General features: G+C 61.9%; 22 protein-coding genes. 13 read left to right on the top strand and 9 right to left on the bottom strand.

Features of this window, described 5'->3' with window-relative positions; all coding sequences use genetic code 11:
* Positions 1–56 precede the first annotated feature (56 nt).
* From D6858_RS14470 to D6858_RS14445, 6 genes are all read left to right on the top strand, one after another.
* Entirely contained in the window at positions 57–2,717 is a 2,661-nt protein-coding gene (locus tag D6858_RS14470) for a helicase-related protein (protein WP_240623859.1), read from the top strand.
* A gap of 9 nt (positions 2,718–2,726) precedes the next feature.
* Positions 2,727–3,038 (top strand): RNA-binding S4 domain-containing protein, encoded by a 312-nt coding sequence (locus tag D6858_RS14465; RefSeq protein ID WP_120112196.1) that lies wholly within the window; start codon positions 2,727–2,729, stop codon positions 3,036–3,038.
* Entirely contained in the window at positions 3,035–3,373 is a 339-nt protein-coding gene (gene fdxA, locus D6858_RS14460) for a ferredoxin FdxA (protein ID WP_102154731.1), read from the top strand. Before D6858_RS14465 ends, fdxA begins: the two co-directional genes overlap by 4 nt.
* 284 nt (positions 3,374–3,657) lie before the next feature.
* Entirely contained in the window at positions 3,658–4,191 is a 534-nt protein-coding gene (locus D6858_RS14455; protein WP_102154732.1) for a CarD family transcriptional regulator, read from the top strand.
* A gap of 134 nt (positions 4,192–4,325) precedes the next feature.
* On the top strand, positions 4,326–5,114 hold the full coding sequence (locus D6858_RS14450) for a head GIN domain-containing protein (RefSeq protein WP_240623858.1): 789 nt from the start codon (positions 4,326–4,328) through the stop codon (positions 5,112–5,114).
* A 55-nt stretch (positions 5,115–5,169) separates the two neighbouring features.
* Complete coding sequence (locus tag D6858_RS14445) at positions 5,170–5,502, top strand: hypothetical protein (RefSeq protein ID WP_120112192.1); 333 nt, start codon at positions 5,170–5,172, stop codon at positions 5,500–5,502.
* Between the two features lie 302 nt (positions 5,503–5,804).
* On the opposite strand, the gene D6858_RS14440 is transcribed toward D6858_RS14445, so the two are convergent.
* On the bottom strand, positions 5,805–6,746 hold the full coding sequence (locus tag D6858_RS14440) for an L-threonylcarbamoyladenylate synthase (RefSeq protein WP_120112188.1): 942 nt from the start codon (positions 6,744–6,746) through the stop codon (positions 5,805–5,807).
* A gap of 47 nt (positions 6,747–6,793) precedes the next feature.
* Between D6858_RS14440 and D6858_RS14435 the strand changes: the two genes are divergently transcribed.
* Together D6858_RS14435 and D6858_RS14430 are read left to right on the top strand one after the other, a co-directional pair.
* The gene (locus D6858_RS14435; RefSeq protein WP_240623857.1) at positions 6,794–8,542 is read left to right on the top strand and encodes an acyl-CoA dehydrogenase family protein; all 1,749 of its coding nucleotides are present in this window, start codon (positions 6,794–6,796) and stop codon (positions 8,540–8,542) included.
* Complete coding sequence (locus tag D6858_RS14430; RefSeq protein ID WP_120112184.1) at positions 8,539–9,354, top strand: DUF815 domain-containing protein; 816 nt, start codon at positions 8,539–8,541, stop codon at positions 9,352–9,354. The genes D6858_RS14435 and D6858_RS14430 overlap by 4 nt, the downstream gene beginning before the upstream one ends.
* A gap of 52 nt (positions 9,355–9,406) precedes the next feature.
* On the opposite strand, the gene D6858_RS14425 is transcribed toward D6858_RS14430, so the two are convergent.
* Positions 9,407–10,867 (bottom strand): PQQ-dependent sugar dehydrogenase, encoded by a 1,461-nt coding sequence (locus tag D6858_RS14425; protein WP_120112180.1) that lies wholly within the window; start codon positions 10,865–10,867, stop codon positions 9,407–9,409.
* 88 nt (positions 10,868–10,955) lie between these two features.
* Here D6858_RS14425 and D6858_RS14420 point away from each other — a divergent pair, with 88 nt between their 5' ends.
* Positions 10,956–11,438, top strand: coding sequence for a GAF domain-containing protein (locus D6858_RS14420; RefSeq protein WP_120112177.1), 483 nt, complete (start codon positions 10,956–10,958; stop codon positions 11,436–11,438).
* Between the two features lie 341 nt (positions 11,439–11,779).
* The gene (locus D6858_RS16165; RefSeq protein WP_240623856.1) at positions 11,780–12,709 is read left to right on the top strand and encodes a glycine zipper 2TM domain-containing protein; all 930 of its coding nucleotides are present in this window, start codon (positions 11,780–11,782) and stop codon (positions 12,707–12,709) included.
* A 217-nt stretch (positions 12,710–12,926) separates the two neighbouring features.
* Here the strand turns inward: D6858_RS16165 and D6858_RS14410 are convergent, their stop codons facing one another.
* The 6 genes from D6858_RS14410 to D6858_RS14385 all read right to left on the bottom strand — a co-directional run bounded on the left by D6858_RS14410 (position 12,927) and on the right by D6858_RS14385 (position 18,854).
* Positions 12,927–13,910, bottom strand: a complete 984-nt coding sequence (locus tag D6858_RS14410) for a ParB/RepB/Spo0J family partition protein (RefSeq protein ID WP_120112173.1) — start codon at positions 13,908–13,910, stop codon at positions 12,927–12,929.
* Complete coding sequence (locus D6858_RS14405) at positions 13,907–14,683, bottom strand: ParA family protein (protein WP_120112169.1); 777 nt, start codon at positions 14,681–14,683, stop codon at positions 13,907–13,909. The genes D6858_RS14410 and D6858_RS14405 overlap by 4 nt, the downstream gene beginning before the upstream one ends.
* Positions 14,680–15,315, bottom strand: a complete 636-nt coding sequence (gene rsmG, locus D6858_RS14400; protein WP_120112166.1) for a 16S rRNA (guanine(527)-N(7))-methyltransferase RsmG — start codon at positions 15,313–15,315, stop codon at positions 14,680–14,682. The genes D6858_RS14405 and rsmG overlap by 4 nt, the downstream gene beginning before the upstream one ends.
* Complete coding sequence (gene mnmG / locus D6858_RS14395; protein ID WP_120112163.1) at positions 15,312–17,168, bottom strand: tRNA uridine-5-carboxymethylaminomethyl(34) synthesis enzyme MnmG; 1,857 nt, start codon at positions 17,166–17,168, stop codon at positions 15,312–15,314. The genes rsmG and mnmG overlap by 4 nt, the downstream gene beginning before the upstream one ends.
* Positions 17,169–17,271: 103 nt before the next feature.
* On the bottom strand, positions 17,272–18,543 hold the full coding sequence (mnmE, locus tag D6858_RS14390; protein ID WP_120112160.1) for a tRNA uridine-5-carboxymethylaminomethyl(34) synthesis GTPase MnmE: 1,272 nt from the start codon (positions 18,541–18,543) through the stop codon (positions 17,272–17,274).
* 35 nt (positions 18,544–18,578) lie between these two features.
* On the bottom strand, positions 18,579–18,854 hold the full coding sequence (locus tag D6858_RS14385) for a DUF6489 family protein (protein ID WP_120112157.1): 276 nt from the start codon (positions 18,852–18,854) through the stop codon (positions 18,579–18,581).
* Positions 18,855–18,954: 100 nt separating this feature from the next.
* On the opposite strand from D6858_RS14385, the gene D6858_RS14380 reads away from it, so the two are divergent.
* From D6858_RS14380 to D6858_RS14370, 3 genes are read left to right on the top strand one after another with little or no spacing between them, the layout of a single operon-like run.
* Positions 18,955–19,653: a dienelactone hydrolase family protein gene (locus tag D6858_RS14380; RefSeq protein WP_120112153.1), complete on the top strand. Its 699-nt coding sequence runs from the start codon at positions 18,955–18,957 to the stop codon at positions 19,651–19,653.
* Entirely contained in the window at positions 19,653–21,275 is a 1,623-nt protein-coding gene (locus tag D6858_RS14375; protein WP_120112149.1) for an FMN-binding glutamate synthase family protein, read from the top strand. Before D6858_RS14380 ends, D6858_RS14375 begins: the two co-directional genes overlap by 1 nt.
* Positions 21,272–21,670 (top strand): nuclear transport factor 2 family protein, encoded by a 399-nt coding sequence (locus D6858_RS14370; RefSeq protein WP_120112145.1) that lies wholly within the window; start codon positions 21,272–21,274, stop codon positions 21,668–21,670. Before D6858_RS14375 ends, D6858_RS14370 begins: the two co-directional genes overlap by 4 nt.
* On the opposite strand, the gene D6858_RS14365 is transcribed toward D6858_RS14370, so the two are convergent.
* Positions 21,662–22,192 carry an AAA family ATPase gene (locus D6858_RS14365; RefSeq protein ID WP_120112716.1) on the bottom strand — a complete coding sequence of 177 codons (531 nt, stop codon included), beginning with the start codon at positions 22,190–22,192 and terminating at the stop codon, positions 21,662–21,664. The two genes, D6858_RS14370 and D6858_RS14365, sit on opposite strands and share 9 nt — an antisense overlap.
* Positions 22,193–22,197: the final 5 nt, after the last annotated feature.

The raw sequence follows: 22,197 nt of genomic DNA, 5'->3' as shown, positions 1-22,197 counted from the left end.
TGGGAACATCGCGCAGCCCATTGCAGTACCGCCCGCGCAGTGCCACCTTCGCCAGTGTGAGCGATGCCATCATCAAGGCGGTCCTCGGGCCTACCAACACCGGGAAGACGCACCTTGCGATCGAACGGATGTGCGCGCATTCGAGCGGCGCCATCGGTTTCCCGCTGCGCCTGCTGGCGCGGGAGGTGTATGACCGGGTGGTGGCGATCAAGGGCGAAAAGTCGGTCGCCCTGATTACCGGCGAAGAGCGGATCGAACAGCCCGAGGCGCGCTATTTCTGCTGCACAGCGGAGGCGATGCCGCGCGGCGGGCACTGGCGCGGCGGGCCGCTGGCCTTTGCCGCGCTCGACGAAGCGCAGCTCTCCGCCGACCGCGAGCGGGGGCATGTGTTCACCGATCACCTGCTGCACACGCGCGGGCGGGAAGAGACGATGTTGCTGGGGGCATCGACGCTGGAACCGATGGTGCGGGCACTGGTGCCGCGGGCGGAAATCGTTACCCGGCCCCGCTTCTCCACACTGGCACATATCGGCCCGCGCAAGCTGAGCCGCTTGCCCCCGCGCAGTGCCATCGTCGCGTTTTCCGCCGAGCAGGTCTATGCCGTGGCGGAAATGCTCCGCCGGTTTCGCGGCGGTGCCGCCGTCGTGATGGGGGCGCTTAGCCCGGAAACGCGCAACCGGCAGGTCGCTTTGTTCCAGTCTGGCGAAGTGGATTATATCGTCGCCACCGATGCCATCGGCATGGGGCTGAACCTCGATGTGACTCACGTCGCCTTCGCCGGGCTGTCGAAATTTGACGGGCAGCGTCAGCGGCGGCTGAACCCGGCGGAAATGGCGCAGATCGCCGGCCGCGCGGGTAGGCACCATCGCGACGGCACTTTCGGTACACTGGCCGGGCAGCACCAAAACCCCGAATTCACCGAAGAAGAAATCTATGCCATCGAAGAACACCGCTTCGCCCCGCTGACCCGCCTGTTCTGGCGCGAGGCGGAGCCGCGATACGATTCGATCGGCACTTTGATCGACGATCTGGAAGCGATCCCGCCCGAACCGCAACTCGCCCGCGCGCCGGAGGCGATCGATATGGCGGTACTGAAACGACTGGCGGAAGATCCGCTGGCCGATGACGTCACGACGCCCGGCATGGTCCGCCGTCTGTGGGACGTGTGCCGCCTGCCCGATTTCCGGCAGCATGGCGTCGACGTGCACACCCGCTTCGTTGCCCGGTTGTGGCAGGATCTGCGCGGCGGATACCTCGGCGCGGACTATGTCGCTGCGCGAATATCCGAACTGGACCGGACGACCGGTGATATCGACACGCTGCAAGGGCGCATCGCCGCGATCCGCAGCTGGGCCTATATTTGCCAGCGGCCCGACTGGGTTCTGGCGCGTGACGAAATGGCCGCACGGGCCCGCGCGGCAGAGGCGCGATTGTCCGATGCGCTTCATGCCCGGTTGACAGAACGCTTCGTCAACCGGAGGACGGCAATCCTGATGAAGAATCTAGGACAAGATCCCGCGCTGTTGCCCGTCACATTGGCGGAAGACGGCATCGTCGCCGTCGAAGGCGAGCCGATTGGCCATGTCGAAGCGTTCCGTTTCGTGGTCGATCATCGTGCCAACCATACCGATCACCGCCTGTTGCTGTCAGCCGCGGAAAAGGCGCTGCCTCGCCTGTTGGGGGATCGTGCCCATGTGCTCGTCACCGCCGGCTTGCCGGGAATGGCGCTGGCCGCTGGTGTGGTAACGTGGAATGGTGTGGAAATCGCCCGCCTCGAAGCGACTCAGATCGCCACGGCGCCGCGCATTGTGCCTTCACGCGAACTGGCCGCCTTGCCCGAACCGGCAAAAACCGAATTTCTTACCGCGCTGGAAGCATGGGTCGCCGCGCAACTCGCTCCGCTCGAACCGCTTGCTAAACTGGAGGAGGCTTCGCGCGATCCGGCAGCGGGCAGCGAAGCGCGCGCGCTGCTGCTCAACCTGATCGAGGGGCATGGTTATGCCACCCGCGAACGCACCGGGATCGAACATCTGCCGCGCGAAGCCCGCCCGTTCCTGCGTAAGCTGGGCGTGGTGTTCGGCGCGCTCGACGTGTTCGCCCCTGCGTTGCTCAAGCCTGCCGCACGGGCGGCCTTCCATGCCAGCGGTGCGGACAAGCGCCCTCTGGAAGAGGCGATGCGCGCGGTAATCCCCGGCGGCGATCGCCTGCCCAGCGGCTATCGCCCCGCGGGCGAACAGGTCGTGCGGGTGGATGTTGCAGAGAAGCTGCTGCGCGCCGCACACGAAGCGCGGGCGAAGGCCACTGCGCGCCAGTTCACGCTCGACCCCGCGCTGGCGGTATCGACCGGATTGACCGAAGATAGCTGGAAACGCCTGCTGGGCGCGGGTGGATTCCGCGCGAACGGCGCGCGCGCGCTGGCCGAAGGTGCCTTTGGCCCGCCCGCGCCCGACCGGTGGAACTGGCGCCCCGGATTCGCCCGCCGCGCCGATGGCGATGGCGCCGGGCGCCCGGCGAAGGCAGGCGGCAAGCAACGGGGCCAAAGGCAAAAGGGTGGCGGCCAGAAAGGCACCGCACACAAAGGCGAATCGCCCCGGAGCAAGCCGCAGGGCAAACGCCCGCCGCGAAAGGGGGGCGGCAAACCGCGCAACGGCCCCGCGCAATCCGCCCCGCAACCCGGCAATGCCTTTGCCGCATTGGCGGACCTGCTCCGCAAATGATCGGCTGATATGCGAATCGACAAGCTGCTGTGGCAGTTGCGGCTGGTGAAAACCCGCAGCATCGCACAGGCGCTTGTCGGTCAGGGGCATATCCGCCGCAACGGGCAGCGCGTGGTGCGGGCGAGTCAGGATATTATCGCCGGCGATACGCTTACGATTCCGCTGCCCGGTGGGGTTCAGGTGATCGAAATCGCCGCCCTGCCCACCCGGCGCGGCCCGGCGGCAGAGGCACAGGCATGTTATCGGGTGCTTGACCCGACGCGGCAAACCGCGATAGCGGGCCAGAAAGATCAATCGCCTGAAAGGGGCCAGCTTCCATGACTTATGTCGTCACCGACGCGTGCATCAAGTGCAAGTACACCGATTGCGTCGAGGTGTGTCCGGTCGATTGCTTCTACGAAGGCGAAAACATGCTGGTCATCAACCCCAGCGAATGCATCGACTGCGGCGTATGCGAACCGGAATGCCCGGCGGAAGCGATCCTGCCCGATACCGAGGATAACCTCGAACAATGGCTGGAAATCAACACCAAGTATTCCGCCGAATGGCCGAACATCACCAGCCAGAAAGAACCGCCCGCCGACGCGGACGAACACAAGGGTGAAGAAGGCAAGTTCGACAAATACTTCAGCCCCGAACCGGGCGAAGGCGACTAAGCCAGCACCGCCGCACGCCCTGTTTTCGCGCGGCATCTGCCCCTTTTCGGCACCTGATTCTCCCCGATTTACTGCCGGGGTGGAATTTTTGTTGCCAACCTGTTATATAATTACACAACCCGCCGGGTCGCGTGGCGACTCGCGGCGGCGTTTTGAGTGCAGGAACAGGCGCGACGAACCAGCATACAGTCCAGACTCACTAACGACCGCGTGATCCAGCCTGGTCGCCAGAGAGGATTGGTCCGCTTGCAGGCGCTGGCCGCGTCGCCAGGAAAGGACGATTGATGGCAACTCAGGCCCCGGCTTTCGATGTCGGCGATTACGTAGTCTATCCCAAGCACGGCGTTGGCCGTGTGATCGAACTGCAGAGCGAGGAAATCGCCGGCATGCAGCTCGAACTCTATGTCCTCCGGTTCGAAAAGGAGAAGATGACTCTCCGCGTTCCGGTCAACAAAGTCGAAGCGATCGGTATGCGCAAGCTTTCCAGCGACAAAACGCTGAAGGAAGCGATGGAAACCCTGAAGGGCAAGCCCAAGGTCAAGCGCACGATGTGGAGCCGCCGCGCGCAGGAATACGAAGCGAAGATCAATTCCGGCGAAATCGTACTGATCGCTGAAGTGACCCGCGACCTGTTCCGCCCCGACGATCAGCCTGAGCAGTCGTATTCCGAACGCCAGATCTTCGAAGCGGCCTCCAGCCGCCTCGCCCGAGAACTGGCCGCGATGGAAAAGACCGACGAGCCGACCGCGCTCGAAAAGATTCTCGACGTGCTGCGCGAACACGCCCCGCAGTATTACGAGAACGCCGAAGAAGCCTGATCGACCAACGTCTTACAGGCATCGACAGGGGCCGTCCGCAAGGGCGGCCCCTTTGCTTTGGATAGTTGCGGTGTGTTGCCCAGTGTATTACATCGGTAACACGCAAGTCACCGCAAACAAACAGGGCTGGATAGATGCTTCACAAGATTATCAAGGGCGTTGCTCCCCTCGCTGCAATGGTGGTCGCACTGGGCGTATCCGCCTGCGACGGCCACATTTCAATCAACGGCAAAAGCGGCGTACCGCTGGCTGAGCTCGACACCAAGGGCAAAACGCCCACCGAAATCGTTCTGGCCGGGCCGGACAATGTCGTCGTTACAGATGGCGATGCGCTGACAATCGAAGTCAGTGGCGATGCCAGGGCGACAGACGCAGTGCGCTTCACCATCGATGACGATGCGCTGGGCATCATGCGCGAGAAAAACAGCGGGGACAAACTGGGCAAGGCCACAGTACATGTCACTCTGCCGCGCCTGATCAAGCTGACGCTGGCCGGATCGGGCACGATCGATGCACAGAATCTGGTAGGCGATGCGGAAGTGACCGTGGCTGGCAGCGGATCGGTCAAAACCGCGAAAGTCACCGCCGAATCGCTCGACGTTACGATAGCCGGATCGGGCAGCTACACCGCAGCGGGCACGGCAAAATCGCTCGATCTCAGTGTCGCAGGTTCAGGCAATTCGAAGATGGCCGGGTTGAAAGTGGATAGCGCGGATGTCACCGTGGCCGGATCGGGCAGCGCGTCGTTCGCCAGCGACGGCAAAGTCGATGCCAGCATCATGGGTTCGGGCGATGTCACCGTAGCCGGCAACGCCACCTGCACGGTATCGTCGAACGGTTCGGGCAAGCTGCGCTGCACCGGCGGCACCGCTGGTAAAGCCGCAACGCAAGATGCGCCGAGCGATCCGGCAAGCGACGCCTGAGTCATCGACCTGCAAGGCTGGCGCGGCTATGCGCTTGCATCGAGAGGAATTTTCGATGCGTCGCATAGCCCCCACCTTGCTGATTCTCGCCATACTGCCCTTGCTCGGCGGCTGCCTTGCGAAAACCGCGCTCGACGTGGCGACCGCACCGGTCAAAATCGGCAGCAAGGCTGTCGATATGGCCACCACCAGCCAATCCGAAGCGGACGAGAAGCGCGGCCGCGAAATCCGCAAGCGCGAAGAACGGCTGGGCCAGTTGCAACGCGAACGCGAAAAGCTGGAGCGCAAATGCAGCGACGGCAACGAACGCGCCTGTCGCGATCTGGCCGAAGTGGAACACGAGATTGAAGTACTGAAGCCGCAAGTGCCCTACGAACCCGATCGGTAACGCGGATCAAGCGGTTCCCCGTCGCCTTATTCGCGATGAAGGCGAGATGCGTCTCATGGATTGCCGCGTCGCTACGCTCCTCACAATGACGAGGAAAGCGGCGGCTAGCTGAAACCGTGAACGTGCCTGCATCACTCTGGTTGTGAGTCCGGTGCACCGCCCGCCCTCTTCCACGTCACCCCGGCCCCGAGCCGGGGTCCAGCTCCGCCCTTCTGCCACCTTACGCTAAAAGGAAAAGCGGGGCCCCGGATCAGGTCCGGGGCGACGAGGGGCCGTTCCGGCAAGTTATCACCCAGCTCCGTTCACGCCGCCGCGCGGCGCAGGCGGTCGTTGATGGCCGCACCGATGCCTTCGTTGGTGATCGGCGCGACCGCGACGCGCGGCTTGGGCGAAGCAGCCGCCATATGCAGGCAGGCGTAGAGCCGCGCGGCTGCCTCTGCCAGATCGCCCGTGGCCGATAACGTGCAATCGCCCGCAATCGGGCCGAACCCAATCATGAATTCGTCCGCCTCCGCCTCAGACGCGCCCAGCCGCACGGGTTTTCCCGGCGAATAGTGTTGTGCGAGCTGGCCCGGCGCCTCCACTTTGGCCGAGAGTACCGGATCGGGCGGGCCGAGCATCGCCGTCAGATCGGCTTGCGGGATCGGGCCGTGGCGCAACAGTTGCCAGCCGGATTCGCGAACCGCCACGATAGTCGATTCCAACCCGCGCTCGCACGCCCCGCCATCAAGCACAGCGGCAATCCGCCCATCGAGCGTCGCCAGCACATGATCGGCATCGGTCGGGCTAACCGCGCCGCTCCTGTTGGCCGATGGTGCGGCCAGCGGCAAATCGCATTGTTCGAGCACCTCCCGCATCACCGGATGCGCGGGGCAACGTATGGCAATCGTCGGCAACCCTGCCGTAACCGCCGGAGCGATTTCCGCCTCCGCGCGCAGTGGCAGCACCAGTGTGAGCGGCCCCGGCCAGAATCGCGCCGCCAGTGCGCGGGCGCGGTCATCGAACACAGCCAGCCACTCTGCCGTCGCCAGCGAGGGAACATGGACGATCAGCGGATTGAAATCGGGCCGCCCCTTTGCGCGATAGACAGCGGCGATCGCGGCATCGCTATCGGCCCGCGCCGCAAGGCCATAGACCGTCTCTGTCGGCAGCGCGACAAGCGCCCCATCGCGCAACAATTGTGCCGCTTGCGCGATTCCCGCCGCATCGGCGGCCAGCCTTACCGTAGCGTCCTTGTCGCTCATCGCATCGCGCTATAAGCAGCGCGGGACGAAAGCCCAAGGAGAACCGCGTGTACACCCCCGCCACCGCCGATCAATTGCTCGCCCTTTCGGTCAATACCGGGATTGACGAACTCGCGCAGCACGAACGCTTTGCTGCGGCCGAGCCTGATATGGTGTCGGCCATCGTCGAAGGAATCGGCGCACTGGCGGCGGGCGAATGGGCGCCGCTCAACCGAACTGGCGATCTCGAAGGGGCGAAGCTGACAGACAGCGTTGTGCGCCTGCCCGATGGCTTTGCCGGTGCCTATGGCGACTATGTCGAACAAGGATGGAATACGATAGCCGCCCCGGCCGATTTCGGCGGGCAGGGCCTGCCTTTCGCATTGGCGACTTGTGTGTTGGAAAATCTCGGCACGGCCAATATGGCGTTCACGCTACTGCCGATCCTCTCTGTCGGCGCTGTGGAGGCATTGTTCCACCACGGGTCCGACGCGCAGAAAGCGAAGTATTTGCCCAAGCTGATCAGCGGGGCATGGTCGGGCACGATGAACCTGACCGAGCCGCAAGCGGGCAGCGACGTGGGTGCGCTGCGCACCACCGCGACCCCAATCGAAGAGGGCGAACACGCGGGCAAATACCGAATCAACGGATCGAAGATCTTCATCACCTGGGGCGAACACGAACTGGCGGAAAATATCATCCACCTCGTGCTTGCCCGCCTGCCCGGCGCGCCGGAGGGGAGCCGGGGCATTTCGCTGTTCGTCGTGCCCAAATATCATGTGAACGACGACGGTTCGCTGGGTGCGCGCAACGATCTGCGCTGCGTCAGCCTGGAACACAAGCTGGGCATCAACGCCTCGCCCACATGCGTGATGAGCTTCGGTGAAGGCGCAGGCACTGGCGGGGAATGCATTGGCGAACTGGTTGGCGCGGAAAATCGCGGGCTGATGGCGATGTTCACAATGATGAACAACGCGCGAATCAATGTCGGCAGCCAGGGTGTGCAGATTGCAGAGCGCGCCACGCAACAGGCCGTCGCCTACGCCAAAGAACGCGTGCAATCGCCCCGCGCCGGTGCGGCGGACAAATCGCCGGTGGCGATCATCGAACACCCTGACGTGCGCCGGATGCTGGTGCGGATGAAGGCGCTGACCGAAGGGGCGCGTGCGCTGCTCTATTACACCGCCGGTCAGGTCGATCGGGGCACGCTGAGCGACGCCGATGCCGCGATGCGCGCCGAGGTTCTGGTGCCGCTGCTCAAGGCATGGGGCACCGACATCGGCTGCGAAGTGGCGAGCATCGGGGTGCAGGTCCACGGCGGAATGGGCTTCATCGAAGAAACCGGCGCGGCCCAGCATTACCGCGATGCGCGGATTGCCCCGATTTACGAAGGGACCAACGGCATTCAGGCCGCCGATCTGGTGACCCGTAAACTGGGCATGGACGGCGGCGGCGCTGTAGAGCGGCTGTTGCAGGATATCGCGCACGATGGAGCGGAGGAAAGCAATCTGGCAGCGCTGGCGCAGGATTGCATCGCCATCGGCCAATGGATGCGCGACACCGCCAGCCTCGACGATCGGCTGGCTGGCAGCGTGCCCTACACCACGATGTGCGCAGTGGCAGTCGCCGGGTGGCAATTGCTGCGTCAGGCGCGCGCGGTGGCCGATGGCGCGGCTCCGTCGCTGGCGAAAGTGAAGCCGGTCACGGTGCGTTATTTCATCGACCATATCGTGCCCGAAGCGATGGGCCTGAAGGCAGCGGCCACAGCGGGCGCCGCGCTGTTCTATGCAATCGACAGCGAGGCACTGGCAGGATGAGCGACCCGCTGGAAAGAATCGCAGCGGCGCTGGAACGGATCGCGCCGCCACATGCGCCCGATCCCGACTGGCTGGCCGCGCCCGCCTATATCTGGGATGGCAAGGCAGCGCGGGCCGTGGCCAGTTTCAGGGCGCCTTCGCTCGATCAGCTCAAGGGCATCGACCGGCAGAAGGCAGTCGTGGCTGAAAACGTCGCCCGGCTGGCACAAGGGGCCGCAGCGCACGACATGTTGCTGTGGGGATCGCGCGGCATGGGCAAGAGTGCGCTGATCCGCGCATCGATCATCGCCGCGCAGGCCGATGCGCCGCAGCGGGTGGCACTGGTGCAAGTGGGCACCGATGCGCTGTCGACGATACCCGCGCTGTTCGCCAAGCTGGCGAAGGTGGAGCGCAACATGCTGGTCTATCTCGACGATCTGGGGTTCGACAGCGACCATGCCGGGCCACGCCACCTGCGAAGCTGGCTGGAAGGTGGAGTCGAAGCGCGCCCGGCCAACGTGCGACTGGCGGTGACATCCAATCGCCGCGCCATCGTCGAACGGCACATGAGCGAGCAGGACGATCCGATCAATCCGCGCGACGCAGTGGACGATATGCTGGCGCTGGCCGACCGGTTTGGTCTTAGCGTTGGATTCCATGCCGCTTCGCAGGATGATTACCTTTCTATCGTCGGTGCTTATGCCGATCCGCTGGGTCTGGAATGGGAACCGGGCGACGCGCTGGAATGGGCGCGGCGGCGCGGTGCCCGTTCGGGCCGCACGGCGTGGCAATATGTTGCGGAGCTGGCCGGACGCGCGGGCAAGGCACTGTAGGCCCCGCCTTGTGCGCGGATAAACGTCGCGCGCCCGTAACGGTAACGCAGGCTTACTTCGGTACTTCCTGTGCGTAGCTTTCCCCGAACGATGCCTCCTGCCCGCGCAGTTCGCGTTGCGGCGGCAGCGAGGGGCCGGTCAGTGCCCTGATCTCCGGCGCGGGCTTCGCGTCCGGTGCCGTCACACGCCAGACGATGCCCGCGGTATCGTCGCTAACCAGCAGTGCGCCATCCTTCGCCCAGGCGACCCAGGTCGGGCGGCCATGCGTGGTCTTGCCATCTTTGGAGAGGAAGCCGGTGAGGATCGGCACCGGCTTGCCCGTAGGATTGCCGCGCGCGTCGAACCGCACGAACACCACCTCGTATCCTGATTTGGGCTCGCGATTCCACGATCCATGCTCGGCAATCACCGCGCCCGACACGTATTTTTCGCCCAGCCGCGAACCATTGCCCGCGAAAGCCAGCCCCAGCGCAGCGACATGCGGCCCCAGTGCATATTCGGGGATGCGGACATATTGCGGATTGAAATAGGCCGGTTGCGGCGCGTCGACCCGCTGATCGAAATTCTCCCGCCAGTACACCCACGGCCAGCCGTATTGCGCGCCGATCGGGACGTTGGTGAGATAATCGGGCACCAGATCCGAACCGAGCATGTCGCGTTCATTCACTGTCGTCCACAACTCACCCGTCCACGGGCTGAATGCCAGCCCGTTGGGATTACGCATCCCGCTGGCGAACAGGCGCGCCTTCCCCGTCTTGAGCGAATATTGCCAGATTGCAGCGCGGCCCTGTTCCGCCTCTATCCCGCGCTCAGCGATGTTCGATGCCGAACCCACCGCGACATAGAGGTTCTCCCCCGCCGGATCGATCACGACATTACGCATCCAGTGGTTGCCGCCACCGGGCAGATCCATCAGCTTCTTCGGTTTGCCCGTCAGCTTCGTATCACCCGGCGTGAAGGGAAACGCCAGCAGTGCATTGTGATTGGCGACGTAAAGCGTGCCATCGTGCCACGCCATGCCGGAGGGGGAAGCCAGCGCCGCGTTCTTCATCGGGAAAGTCTGATCGGCACGCCCATCGCCATCGCTATCGCGCAACACCGCGATTTCATTGGCCGACGCAACATCGGCCCCGGCCTTGGCAAACAGGAAACCCGCAATGAACCCTTCGATTCCGCCGATATCCGATTCAGGCGGGCGATTGGTCAGCGCCACCAGCACATCGCCATTGGGCAGAGTGTACAGGGTGCGCGGATGCGACAGACCGACAGAGAATCGCTCGACTGTCAGGCCCGGCGCGGCCACGGGCTTTTCCCCTTCTGCCCAACCGACCGGCTTCGCCACTTCAGCGGTGGGGAATGTTTCGGCGCGCGGATCGGTCAATTCGGGATCGGCACCTGTAACGTTCGCGAAGGCAACCTGCGCCTTGTCCGGCATACGGAGATAGAAAAACACCCCTGCCAGGATGACGATGGCGATAATTGCGCCGACGAGAATCTTGCGACCTGTGCTCATAATACGATGGAATAGCCGCAGTGCCCGTTCCCGGCAACGGCGCAACGCACTGGCGCAACGCGATTGCCCCACCTAAATAGCCGCTACCATGTACGATTTCGCGCCCGATCCCGATCTGCCCGCCGCCGAACGATACCGCCAGCTTGCCAGCGCCGCCGACGCGCTAACATCGGGGGAACCGGATGGCGTCGCCAATATGGCCAATATCGCCGCACTGTTGTGGGAATTTCTCCCTCAGCTCAACTGGGCGGGATTCTATCGCATGATCGATGGCGAGCTTGTGCTGGGCCCGTTTGTGGGCCGCCCCGCCTGCATCCGTATTCCTGTGGGCAAAGGGGTCTGCGGCGCTGCCGCGCAATCGGCACAGACACAACTGGTGGCCGATGTCCACACCTTCCCCGGCCATATCGCCTGTGATTCCGCCAGCCGATCCGAACTGGTGGTGCCCGTGACCCGCGATGGAGCGGTGATCGCAGTGATCGATCTCGACAGCCCCGAACCGGCGCGGTTCGATGCTGACGATGCAGCCGGGGTGGAAGCGCTGGCCGCTCTGCTTTCCACGCGCATCTGACAGGATTCAGGGGCTCGCCCGCCCTTTCGCCCTCGCAAACGCAGGGGGCAATCGATGATGCGAGGGTGATGCCCATCGCACCGGTTGTGGCGGAGGCCACCGGCGCACCTTGGATTGCCGCGTCGCTACGCTCCTCGCAATGACGAGGAGAGGACGGACGGGGGAAGCCATATTCCTGACTGCATACCCCGTCCCCCGGGCCGGGGTTCCGCCACCGGCGTTTCCGGCCCGATTCGGGACACGGGCAACGCGCACCCTTCTGAAATGTGCGTTTGTCATGATAAATTTTGCGTTAATGGCGAGGGATTCGAATCCTTGCCCAGGTAACGGGGAATTATCGCATGACCTTCCAACGCCAACTTCTGGCCGCATCGGCCGCCGCCGTGGCGCTCGCTTTCGCCAGCCCGTCGGTGGCGCAGGAAATGACATACGAATACGCGCAGCCCGGGCAGGCCGCTCCGGTCTATACCGAAGAACCGGTGGTGCAGCCGCTGCCCGCTGCCCCCGCCGCAACGCCTCCCGCAGCGCCCCTGCCCGCAGCGCCGCCGATGCATGTTGCCCCCCCTGCGGAATGGCAGCATGACCATCGCCATGCAGAGGGCAGCCCGTGGGCAGAGCCAGTTCCTGCACCGGCCCCCTACCCTGAATATGCCGCGCCTATGGGCGGATATGCACCGATGGCCTATCCCGGTCCGGTCGGTGCACCGGCCTATGGCTATGGCGCGCAAGCTCCGGCCCCTGCACCGCAGTTCGACCGTGACGCCTGGCTCGACAATTGTCAGGACCGGCTGCGCGGAGTGAAAGAAAAAGATCGCGCTGGCGTGATCGGCGGCTTGCTGGGCGCAGTGGCTGGTGGCGTTGCCGGCAACCGCATCGCCGGATCTGGTGAACGGCTGGCCGGATCGCTGATCGGCGCCGGGGTCGGCGGGCTGGCCGGGATCGCCATCGGCAGTGCCATAGGCGCATCGAACAATCACAAGCGCCGCGCCGAATGCGAGGCCTATCTCGATCGCTACACTGGCGGATATCCGCAGCAGGGCGGATATGCCTATGGCTATCCCGGCTACGGCTATGGCTATGCCTACACAATGGTGCCGATGATGGTGGCCGTGCCGCAGCGCCGCGTGGTGCATGAAACAGTCACCGAAGAATGGGTCGATGTGCCCGCCCCTGCAGTACGCAGCCGCAGGATCGATCGCCCAGCGCGCCGTTCGGTCCCCTCACCAGCACCAACCGGTGATAAACGGATCAAATATACCAAGACCCACTAGACCTGCCAGCATCCGCCTCTGGTACGTTGAGTGATGCGATATACGTTCTCGGCCCAGAGGCAGGTGCGAGGCGGCAACGGTTTATCTCTCACCGTCCAAATAAAACGGACCTGTCTTTTCTGCCGGAATACAAGGCGACCGCAAACCGGCAATGGCGCGTCCCGCAGCTGAGGGCCCACGAATCGTTATATCAAGCTCACTTCCAATGCGAGGTCGATCAGATGTCGCCGCCTGTCAGCCGTTGGCAAATCAGATCGAGTTGATCGAGCGTCCGGTATCGGATCGATACTGTGCCTGCGCGCGGATCGGCATCTGTCTTGATCTGAACGCTTAGCCCCAGAAATTCTTCCAGATGGCGCTGAACTGCGGCGATATCTGCATCGCTTGCCGGATTTCGAGCTGCCCGGGTCTTACGCCTGCCACTCGGTTCTTCGCCGCTAGCACTGCCACGCCGCACGAGACGCTCCACCTCACGGACGGACAACTTGTTCTTCACCGCCTGCCGCGCCAGTTCGACCGCATTGTCATTGCCGATCAGGGCGCGGGCGTGCCCCATGGTCAGCGAATCCGCCTCCACCATATCGAGCACTTCTTCGGGAAGGAGCAGCAACCGCTGCAAGTTTGCGACGTGGCTGCGCGACTTGTCGACCAACTGTGCGATTTCAGCCTGCGTCATTCCTTCCAGATCGGCAAGCCTTTGATAAGCCCGACCTTCTTCAACAGGATTGAGATCTTCGCGCTGAACATTCTCAATCAACGCGAGCGCCATAACCTCACGCTCGTCCAGATCGCGAACCAGTGCCGGGATTTCGTGCAGCCGCGCCTTCTGCGCGGCGCGCCAGCGACGTTCGCCGGCCACAAGCTGATAACGCCCCCCCGCCAGCGGGCGAACGATGATCGGCTGAATAACCCCTCGCTGTGCGATCGACTGGGCGAGCTGATCCAATGCATCGGCATCGAAATGCTTACGGGGCTGGTCGGGAAGTGGCTCTATCGACGCGACTGCAAGGCTGGAAAGTCCAGAATTTACTGATATTTCAATACTTTGGTCGCCACCGTTAGTGCGATCGGATACCAACGGCTCCTCCCGCCGCGTCTCCCCCAACAGGGCGCCCAGCCCTTTGCCAAGCTTCTTCTTGGGATCACTCTTAGGCCGCTCGGGAATGGAAAAGCGAATGGCGGAATCCTTGGAATCGCTCATGCCGCCTTCCTTTCACCCGGAATTCGCCCGATCAATTCCCGCGCCAGCGAAATATAAGCGCGACTACCAGGGCAGTTATGATCATAGACCAGCGCGGGCAGCCCGTGGCTCGGTGCTTCGGAAAGGCGGACATTACGCGGGATCACCGAGTCAAACACCAGATTGCCCAGACAATCGCGCACATCGTCTGCCACCTGATCGGTCAATCGATTACGCCGGTCGAACATGGTCAAGGCAATACCGATAATTCCAAGATCGGGATTGAACCGATTTTGCACCCGTTCCACCGTTTGCAAAAGCTGGCTCAACCCTTCGAGCGCGAAAAACTCGCACTGGAGAGGAACCAGCAAAGTATCCGCCGCACTCAATGCGTTTAGCGTCAACAGACCAAGCGACGGAGGGCAATCGATAAAGGCGATATCATGCCCGATATGCCCGGAGAGCGCATTCGACAGGCGCGCGGTGCGATCTTCGACTGCAACCAGTTCCACTTCGGCGCCGCTCAAATCCTGAGTGGCCGGAACGATATCCATTCCGGGAATGCTGGTGGGCTGAATGCACGATGCCAGTGGAGCGCCTTCAACCAGCAATTCGTAGCTCGAACTCTCCCGGTCGTCGTTGCCAAGGCCAAGACCTGTTGAGGCATTACCTTGCGGATCGAGATCAATCAGCAACGTCCTCCAAGCGGTGGCGGCCATAGCGGTGGCGATATTGATCGCTGTCGTGGTTTTTCCCACCCCGCCCTTCTGGTTTGCAATGGCGATTGTGATCATACGGGCTTCGCCTCCTTGGCTCTTCCGATGACGATACCCGATTCGGGATCGGTTAGCGAGGGTTCCACGTGAAACATGCGACGCAGTTGTCGCGGTAGCTCGCTCACTTCATGCCCCGCTGAACGCCCCTTGGGCAACAACCATAATGTGTCGTCTGTGGAAAATCGCCGCGATAAGTCGAGCAGTTTTGGCAACGGCGCAAAGGCACGAGCCGAGATGACCGATGCTGGGACAGGATCGACAAGCTCCAAACGCTTCCCTTCAATCCGGCATTGCCGCAGGTCAAGTTCGGCAATCATCGCCCCCAACCATTCGACCCGTCGTTTACGCGACTCGACCAGACAAACATTCCAATCAGGTCGTGCAATGGCAATCGCCAAGCCCGGAAAGCCAGCCCCAGTCCCTAGATCGAGCCATAAATCCATCGCTGTTTCACGTGGAACATGGCGGAGCAGCTGGACCGAATCCGCGATGTGGCGCTGCCACACAGAATCCAGCGAAGCGGCCGATACCAGATTCTGGCGTGTATTCTCCTGCCGCAGACGATCAGCGACAAGTTCGAACCGCGCGATGCTATCTGAACCGCATAGGTTTAATACCAACTCTCTCGCTTCGTACTCACTACTGATCATGCCGCAATACCCTCATTGTGCCGACGGACACGCACTAGCAACGCTGCGAGGGCAGCTGGTGTCACGCCCGCCACCCTACCTGCAGCTGCGAGTGTCACCGGGCGCGCAGTTGTCAGGCGTTCGATCATTTCATTCGAAAGACCCGGAACGGAGGCATAAGAAAAGTCCCCGGGAATTTGCACTGCATCGCTGGCACGCAAATCCCGCAATTCCGCTTCTTGGCGTGCCAGGTATGGAGCGTAAGCAGCATCTTCGGCCAGCTCCAAACCTATATCATCCTCGTTAAAACCCTCCGGCAACCATTGGGTTAAGCCCTCAGCGCTCAATTGCGGGTGCGCCAGCCATTCATGCAATGGCTTGGGGCCGGCATCCCGCTTCACGTCGAGCCCGGAATTAAACAGATCAACTGACGAAACTGAAGCTGCCAGCGCATCGTTCCACGTGGAACGTTTGACGGAGCGATCTGCAAACCAGGCCGCCCGTTGAACCCCCACACATTGTGCGGAGATCGCAAGGGGGGTCAGCCGCGTACCTGCATTGCTGGCCCGCAAACGAAGTCGGTACTCGGCACGAGCCGTCAACATGCGATATGGCTCACTCGCGCCGTGGAGTGTCAGATCATCGATCATGACGGCGATATAGGAATTCGTTCGGTCCATCATCGCAACGTCGCGCTGTTGTACAGCCGCTGCCGCATGCATACCTGCCACCAACCCCTGAGCCGCCGCCTCCTCGTAACCGGTGGTGCCATTTATCTGACCCGCGCAATAGAGGCCGGGAATGGCCCGCACCTGCAAACCGCCATCCAGAGCGCGAGGATCGATATGATCGTATTCCACTGCGTAACCCGGCACCATCATCTCTACACGTTCGAGACCGGCCATTGTGCGCAGAAATGCCAACTGCACATCAACCGGCAATGAGGTGCTAATCCCGTTGGGATATACCAGATGCGTGGCCAGCCCTTCCGGCTCCAGAAACACCTGATGCCCGTCCCGATCACCAAAACGGTGGATTTTATCCTCAATCGAAGGGCAGTAACGAGGCCCGGTTGCCCCGATTGCACCGCTGAAGAGAGGCGACCGGTGGAGGTTGGCACGGATCACATCATGGCCCGCCTCTGTGGTTCGGGTTATCGCACATGCAAGCTGCGGATTGATACGCCGCGGCGTGAGCGGCGACATTGTCCACTGCTCCGCATCGGACCGCTGCTCTTCAAGGCGTGCCCAATCAATGGTGCGGCCGTCAAGACGAGGCGGGGTTCCGGTCTTGAGACGAGCCATTGGCAGATCCGCCTCGCGCAACTGGGCAGCGAGGATCTGCGCCGAACTCTCTCCGATGCGCCCTCCATCAAACCGCTCCTCCCCGCGAAACAGCGTACCACCCAGAAATGTTCCTGTGCACAGAACAACGGCAGCTGCGTGGATACGGGAACCGTCGGCCAGATCGAGACCGACGATCCGGCCCCCATCCAATACCAGCGCCGCCGCTTCACCTTCGACAATGGTCAGATCGCCTTGCGTGCCCAGCATCTGCTGAACCGCCGCTTTGAACAGGGTCCGGTCCGCCTGAACGCGTGGGCCCCACACCGCGCTTCCTTTCGAGCGGTTGAGCATTCGATAGTGGATGGCCGCAGCGTCTGCCGCGCGTCCGATAATGCCATCGAACGCATCTACCTCGCGTACCAGATGCCCCTTGCCCAAGCCCCCGATGGCCGGATTGCAGCTCATTGCACCCACCGTCTGCCGGTCGAATGTCACCAGCGCTACACGCGCACCCATTCGGGCGGCAACAGCCGCCGCCTCGACGCCAGCATGTCCGCCGCCGACTACGATGATATCAAATTGCTTCATGTGGCGTACTAAATACGGCAGCTATCGAAGCGGGTCAAAGCCTTGTTCCACGTGGAACCTGCCGTTCACCTCAGCTTGCCGTGTTTCACGTGAAACACCCACGTCACTTGCCGATACAGAAACGCCCAAACAACGCATCAAGCATATCTTCGGTGGTGGCGCGCCCGGTCAATCTGTCAAACGCCACACGGGCAGAACGCAGCTGTTCGGCTACGATCAGTGCATCTCTCTGAATATCGATGCCGTGCAGCGCTTCATAGGCATCCTGAAGTATTGCATGCTGGCGGGAGTTAAGAGCCCCCTCCCCCGGCTTGGGAAGACAGGTGCGGGCATGTTCAATCAGTTGACGTTTCAGCTCGCCAATGCCGAAGCCGTCGCTGGCAGACACCCGCAATCTGGGAGAAGCCTTTGTCGCATGACCTGCATCGGCCTTGCTCTCAATCTCCCAAGCATCATCAGGCCCCTGCCCTTCCGGGCCAAGCCAGAGCACCAGGTCGGCATTACACATTGCTGCCTGTGCTCGCCCGATTCCTTCGCGCTCGATCGCGTCCTCGCTGCCATCATGCAAGCCCGCAGTGTCGACGAAGGTGAACGGTACTCCATCAATCGCGACAGAGCGCTCGATAATGTCACGCGTTGTCCCTGCTATCGGAGAGACAATTGCCGCTTCATTTTCCAACAAAGCATTGAATAAGCTTGACTTTCCAGCATTCGGCGGGCCAGCCAGCACCACTCTGAACCCTGCCTTCAGCGGTTCGCTACGCGGCCTTGCCAGCCACTCGGCAATGTCTTCCGCCAACGTATCGACTCGTGATCCGAAATCGCCGGGAAAACCGTTGACATCGTCCTCATCTCCGAAATCGAGCACCGCCTCGACCAACGCCGAAAGACCCAACACGCGCTCGCGCCAGTCATCGACGGTTCGCGACAAGGCTCCCGATGCCAATGCCATCGCCGCGCGCCGCTGCAGTTCGGTCTCCGCTTCAAGCAGGTCGGCCAGCCCCTCAGCCTCGGCCAGATCGATCCGTCCGTTGGCAAAGGCGCGGCGGGTGAACTCTCCCGGCTGGGCCCGTCGCAGCCCCGCTTCCGCGAGCGCAGCCTCCACGGCGGACACGACCGCGCGTCCGCCGTGGAGGTGAAGTTCCACGGTATCTTCACCGGTCGCGGTGCCTGGCCCCGGAAGCCACAGGACCAGCGCCCGATCGAGCAGATCGCCTGCGGTACTATATAAAGGAGTCGCCACGGCCCGCCGCGCCTGAGGAACTTTGCCAGACAGCGCCGCCAAAACGTCGCGCGCGCGCGGACCGCTGATCCGCACAACAGCAATCGCTGCGGGCGGTGCACCGCTCGATAAAGCAAAGATCGTGTCGATCACCGCGGCTGCCTGCCGATAAAATTCAGCGCTGAATTCTACTTGTCCTTATCGGATTTGCCCGCGGCAGCACCGCTGGCCGCACCCTGCGCCTTCACCGCGCCTTCAATGAAATTCTGAAACAGCTTCATTCCCACCTGCCCCATCGGGGCAAGCTGATTGGCATATTCCTGAAGCTTTTCAGTGCTGCCCACGCCCTTCATCGCCTTCGTCATCATCTCGACATAGACATCGTTGGCCTGGCCGACATCCGGCAATCCCATGAAGGCCCGCGCTTCTTCCGGCGTGCAATCGATTTCGACATGGACCTTCATCACAGCTTCTCCGTTATACGTAAGACTGTACATCTTGGCTTGCCGCACGCCATCCGCAAGCCCTACGCGTAAATCAGCATCGAAACACGGGAGATATTGCGTGACTACCGAAACCACGATCGACACCCTTTCGGGCGACTCCAGCTTTTCCGCATATGTTGCCAAGCCGGCCAGCCAGCCCAAGGCCGCCATAGTGGTTATTCAGGAAATCTTCGGGGTGAATGCAGGCATTCGCCGCAAATGCGATCTGTTTGCCGAACAGGGTTATCTGGCCGTTGCCCCCGACCTGTTCTGGCGACTGGAACCCGGTATCGAACTCGATCCCGATATCGAGCCGGAATTCCAGCGCGCGCTCGATCTGATGGGCAAATTCAATCAGGATCAGGGCATCCGCGACATCGAAGCGACAATCAAATGGGCCCGCGCGGAAAGTGGCGGCAAGAAAGTCGGTGCAGTGGGCTACTGCCTTGGTGGGCGGCTCGCATACATGACCGCCGCCCGCACCGATGTTGATGCATCCGTGGGGTATTATGCAGTGGGCATCCCCGATCTGCTGCGCGAAAGTCACGCCATCGCCAATCCGCTGATGCTGCATATCCCGACAGCCGACGGATTCGTCCCGCCAGAAGCGCAGAAGGCGATGCACGAGGGGCTGGACGATCATCCCAGGGTTACCTTGCACGACTATGCCGGATTGGATCACGGATTCGCCACTCAGTTCGGCAAACGACGTAACGAAGAAGGGGCTACTCTGGCTGACACCCGAACCGATGCCTTCTTTGCGGAGCATCTGGGCTGATGATTTTCAGTTCGGCGACGCGACACCACACCGAAAACCTGTTCGCGCGAATGTTGCCACTGGCCCTGATGGCCGCGCTCAGCCTGTTGCTGTTCTGGGCAGGAGGGGCATGGCGATGGGGCCTTCTGGCGACGATTCCCCTGTTGGCAGTGGCTGTGTGGGATTTCTTTCAGAGTAAGCACACGCTGCGCCGAAATTACCCGCTGCTTGCCCGCGTGCGTTGGGCGATGGAAGATCTGCGCCCATTCGCACGAGCCTATATCGTCGAAGGCGATCTGGAAGGGCGGCCCTTTAATCACGACGAGCGCGCGCTGGTCTATGCACGGGCGAAGAAAGAGCTGGACGATCATCCGTTTGGCACCGAACTGGATGTCTATTCCGACGAATACGAATGGCTCGCCCACTCCATCGTACCGAACGAGAAAGCACCCGAAGACTGGCGCGTGACGGTCGGCACGGAGCAATGCAAACGTCCTTATTCCGCTGCTTTGCTGAACATTTCCGCGATGAGTTTCGGTTCGTTGTCCGCCAACGCGATCATGGCGCTGAACAAAGGGGCCGCGCTTGGTGGATTCTATCACGACACCGGCGAAGGCGGCCTGTCGAAATATCACCGGACACACGGCGGCGATCTGGTCTGGGAAATCGGCAGTGGATATTTCGGATGCCGCGATGAAAAAGGTGGTTTCGATGAAGGGCGGTTCAGCGAAACCGCCAGTATCGATCAGGTCAAAATGGTCGAGATCAAGCTCAGTCAAGGGGCCAAACCGGGGCACGGCGGAGTGTTGCCGGGTCCGAAGGTAAGCCAGGAAATCGCTGAAACCCGCCATGTGCCCGTGAGACAGGATTGTGTATCCCCCGCTGCCCACTCCACCTTCTCCACGCCAATCGAATTGCTCGAATGGGCGGCCCGATTGCGCGAACTCTCCGGCGGCAAACCTGTCGGTATCAAGCTATGCGTGGGTCAGCCACACGAAGTGTTCGCGATCATGAAGGCGATGCGCGAAACCGGTATCCGGCTCGATTATATCGTCGTTGACGGTGCCGAAGGTGGCACTGGTGCTGCACCGGTGGAACTATCCAACCGTGTGGGCATGCCATTGCGCGAGGGTCTGATTCTTGTCCGTAATGCATTGATTGGATGCGATTTAAAGGGTGAGATCAAGCTAGGCACATCGGGCAAGGTGCATTCGGGGGCAGGCCTGGCGATGAATATCGGCCTTGGTGCCGACTGGTGCAATTCCGCGCGCGCGATGATGTTTTCGCTGGGCTGCATACAGTCGCTGCGCTGCCACGAAGATACTTGCCCCACCGGAATCGCCACGCAGGATAAGACCCGGCAACGCGGTCTGGTGGTGGAAGACAAGGCCGAACGTGTCGCCAATTTTCAACATGCGACGATCGATGCCCTCCGCACGATCGTTGTCGCGATGGGGCTGGACAATCCCTGGCAGATTACCCCGGATCACATCAACGAACGGCTCAACAGCGCGCGGGCCCGTGCGATCGACAGGATCTACGATTTCCTCCCGGCCGGAATTCTGTTGTCCGATCCAGAATCTACACAGTATGCTCGGTACTGGAATGCCGCACAGGCACACACTTTTGAGAGGTTGAGATGAGCGCGCGCAAGGGGCTGGAAAACTGGCATCGCATTCTGAATGGTGGAAACCAACCGGAAGAGCTTGCGACGATTATCCGCGAAGATGCGGTGTTCCATTCCCCGGTCGTGCATACCCCGCAAATGGGGCGCGACATTGTCATCGCCTATCTCGCGGCGGCAGGCGTAGTGCTCAATACCGACAAATTTCACTATGCGCGCGAGCTGGTGGATGGAAATCAGGCAATGCTGGAATTTTATACAGAGCTGGACGGCATTCAAATCAACGGTATCGACCTGATCACTTTCGATGACGATGGAATGATCACCGATTTCAAAGTGATGGTTCGCCCACTGAAGGCGATTAACAAAGTATGGGAAATGATGGGCGCACAACTGGCGAAGGCATCAGCCTAACCGCTCAATCACAAAATCGGCCCGTTCAGCGGGGCTGACAAACGGCAAGTCGATCAGGTCGTAGCCATAGTTCCGCCAGGCCGCGCATACCGCGCCATCGCTGGCCTGCGCCTCGGCCCAATCCTGAATCCGCTCTTCATCCGAACGGTAGATTTCCTGCCACGGCGGCGCACGAAATATTGGGCCAGAATACCGTACATCGCGGCATATCCGATCCATTGCTTCCGGCAGCGGTAGCCCTTCGAGCCGCAAAAAACCCACAGTATCGGGAAAGCCCCGATCGAACACTGTGGCGCCTTCACGCGCCCCCGCCCGCTCAAAACTAGCAAGCTCTTGCGCAAACATCGCATCGGCAAAGCCCTGTGGATCGTGCTCTCTCAGCGTCATGCCATCGGGGGCTTGTAAAATGGCGCGCGCGGCCTCTTCCTCCACAGAGAAACCGCGCCGCGCCAATTCGGCCAGCAAAGTCGACTTGCCCGCACCCGGGCCGCCGGTAACTACCGCGCGGATCGGGCCAGACATCGACA

The sequence above is a fragment of the Tsuneonella suprasediminis genome (assembly GCF_003605755.1).
Taxonomy (GTDB): domain Bacteria; phylum Pseudomonadota; class Alphaproteobacteria; order Sphingomonadales; family Sphingomonadaceae; genus Tsuneonella; species Tsuneonella suprasediminis.
Note: the sequence above shows the minus strand (reverse complement) of the source record. Positions and strands in the feature narration are given on the sequence as shown.

Coding starts and splice junctions, on each gene's coding strand:
- D6858_RS14425 (WP_120112180.1), bottom strand. CDS start 10,867: ATGAGCACAGGTCGCAAGATTCTCGTCGGCGCAATTATCGCCATCGTC.
- D6858_RS14440 (WP_120112188.1), bottom strand. CDS start 6,746: ATGAGCGACAAGGACGCTACGGTAAGGCTGGCCGCCGATGCGGCGGGA.
- mnmG (WP_120112163.1), bottom strand. CDS start 17,168: ATGAAGCAATTTGATATCATCGTAGTCGGCGGCGGACATGCTGGCGTC.
- D6858_RS16165 (WP_240623856.1), top strand. CDS start 11,780: ATGACCTTCCAACGCCAACTTCTGGCCGCATCGGCCGCCGCCGTGGCG.
- D6858_RS14465 (WP_120112196.1), top strand. CDS start 2,727: ATGCGAATCGACAAGCTGCTGTGGCAGTTGCGGCTGGTGAAAACCCGC.
- D6858_RS14365 (WP_120112716.1), bottom strand. CDS start 22,192: ATGTCTGGCCCGATCCGCGCGGTAGTTACCGGCGGCCCGGGTGCGGGC.
- D6858_RS14420 (WP_120112177.1), top strand. CDS start 10,956: ATGTACGATTTCGCGCCCGATCCCGATCTGCCCGCCGCCGAACGATAC.
- D6858_RS14375 (WP_120112149.1), top strand. CDS start 19,653: ATGATTTTCAGTTCGGCGACGCGACACCACACCGAAAACCTGTTCGCG.
- D6858_RS14385 (WP_120112157.1), bottom strand. CDS start 18,854: ATGAAGGTCCATGTCGAAATCGATTGCACGCCGGAAGAAGCGCGGGCC.
- rsmG (WP_120112166.1), bottom strand. CDS start 15,315: ATGATCAGTAGTGAGTACGAAGCGAGAGAGTTGGTATTAAACCTATGC.
- D6858_RS14455 (WP_102154732.1), top strand. CDS start 3,658: ATGGCAACTCAGGCCCCGGCTTTCGATGTCGGCGATTACGTAGTCTAT.
- D6858_RS14445 (WP_120112192.1), top strand. CDS start 5,170: ATGCGTCGCATAGCCCCCACCTTGCTGATTCTCGCCATACTGCCCTTG.
- D6858_RS14450 (WP_240623858.1), top strand. CDS start 4,326: ATGCTTCACAAGATTATCAAGGGCGTTGCTCCCCTCGCTGCAATGGTG.
- fdxA (WP_102154731.1), top strand. CDS start 3,035: ATGACTTATGTCGTCACCGACGCGTGCATCAAGTGCAAGTACACCGAT.
- D6858_RS14405 (WP_120112169.1), bottom strand. CDS start 14,683: ATGATCACAATCGCCATTGCAAACCAGAAGGGCGGGGTGGGAAAAACC.
- D6858_RS14370 (WP_120112145.1), top strand. CDS start 21,272: ATGAGCGCGCGCAAGGGGCTGGAAAACTGGCATCGCATTCTGAATGGT.
- D6858_RS14430 (WP_120112184.1), top strand. CDS start 8,539: ATGAGCGACCCGCTGGAAAGAATCGCAGCGGCGCTGGAACGGATCGCG.
- D6858_RS14410 (WP_120112173.1), bottom strand. CDS start 13,910: ATGAGCGATTCCAAGGATTCCGCCATTCGCTTTTCCATTCCCGAGCGG.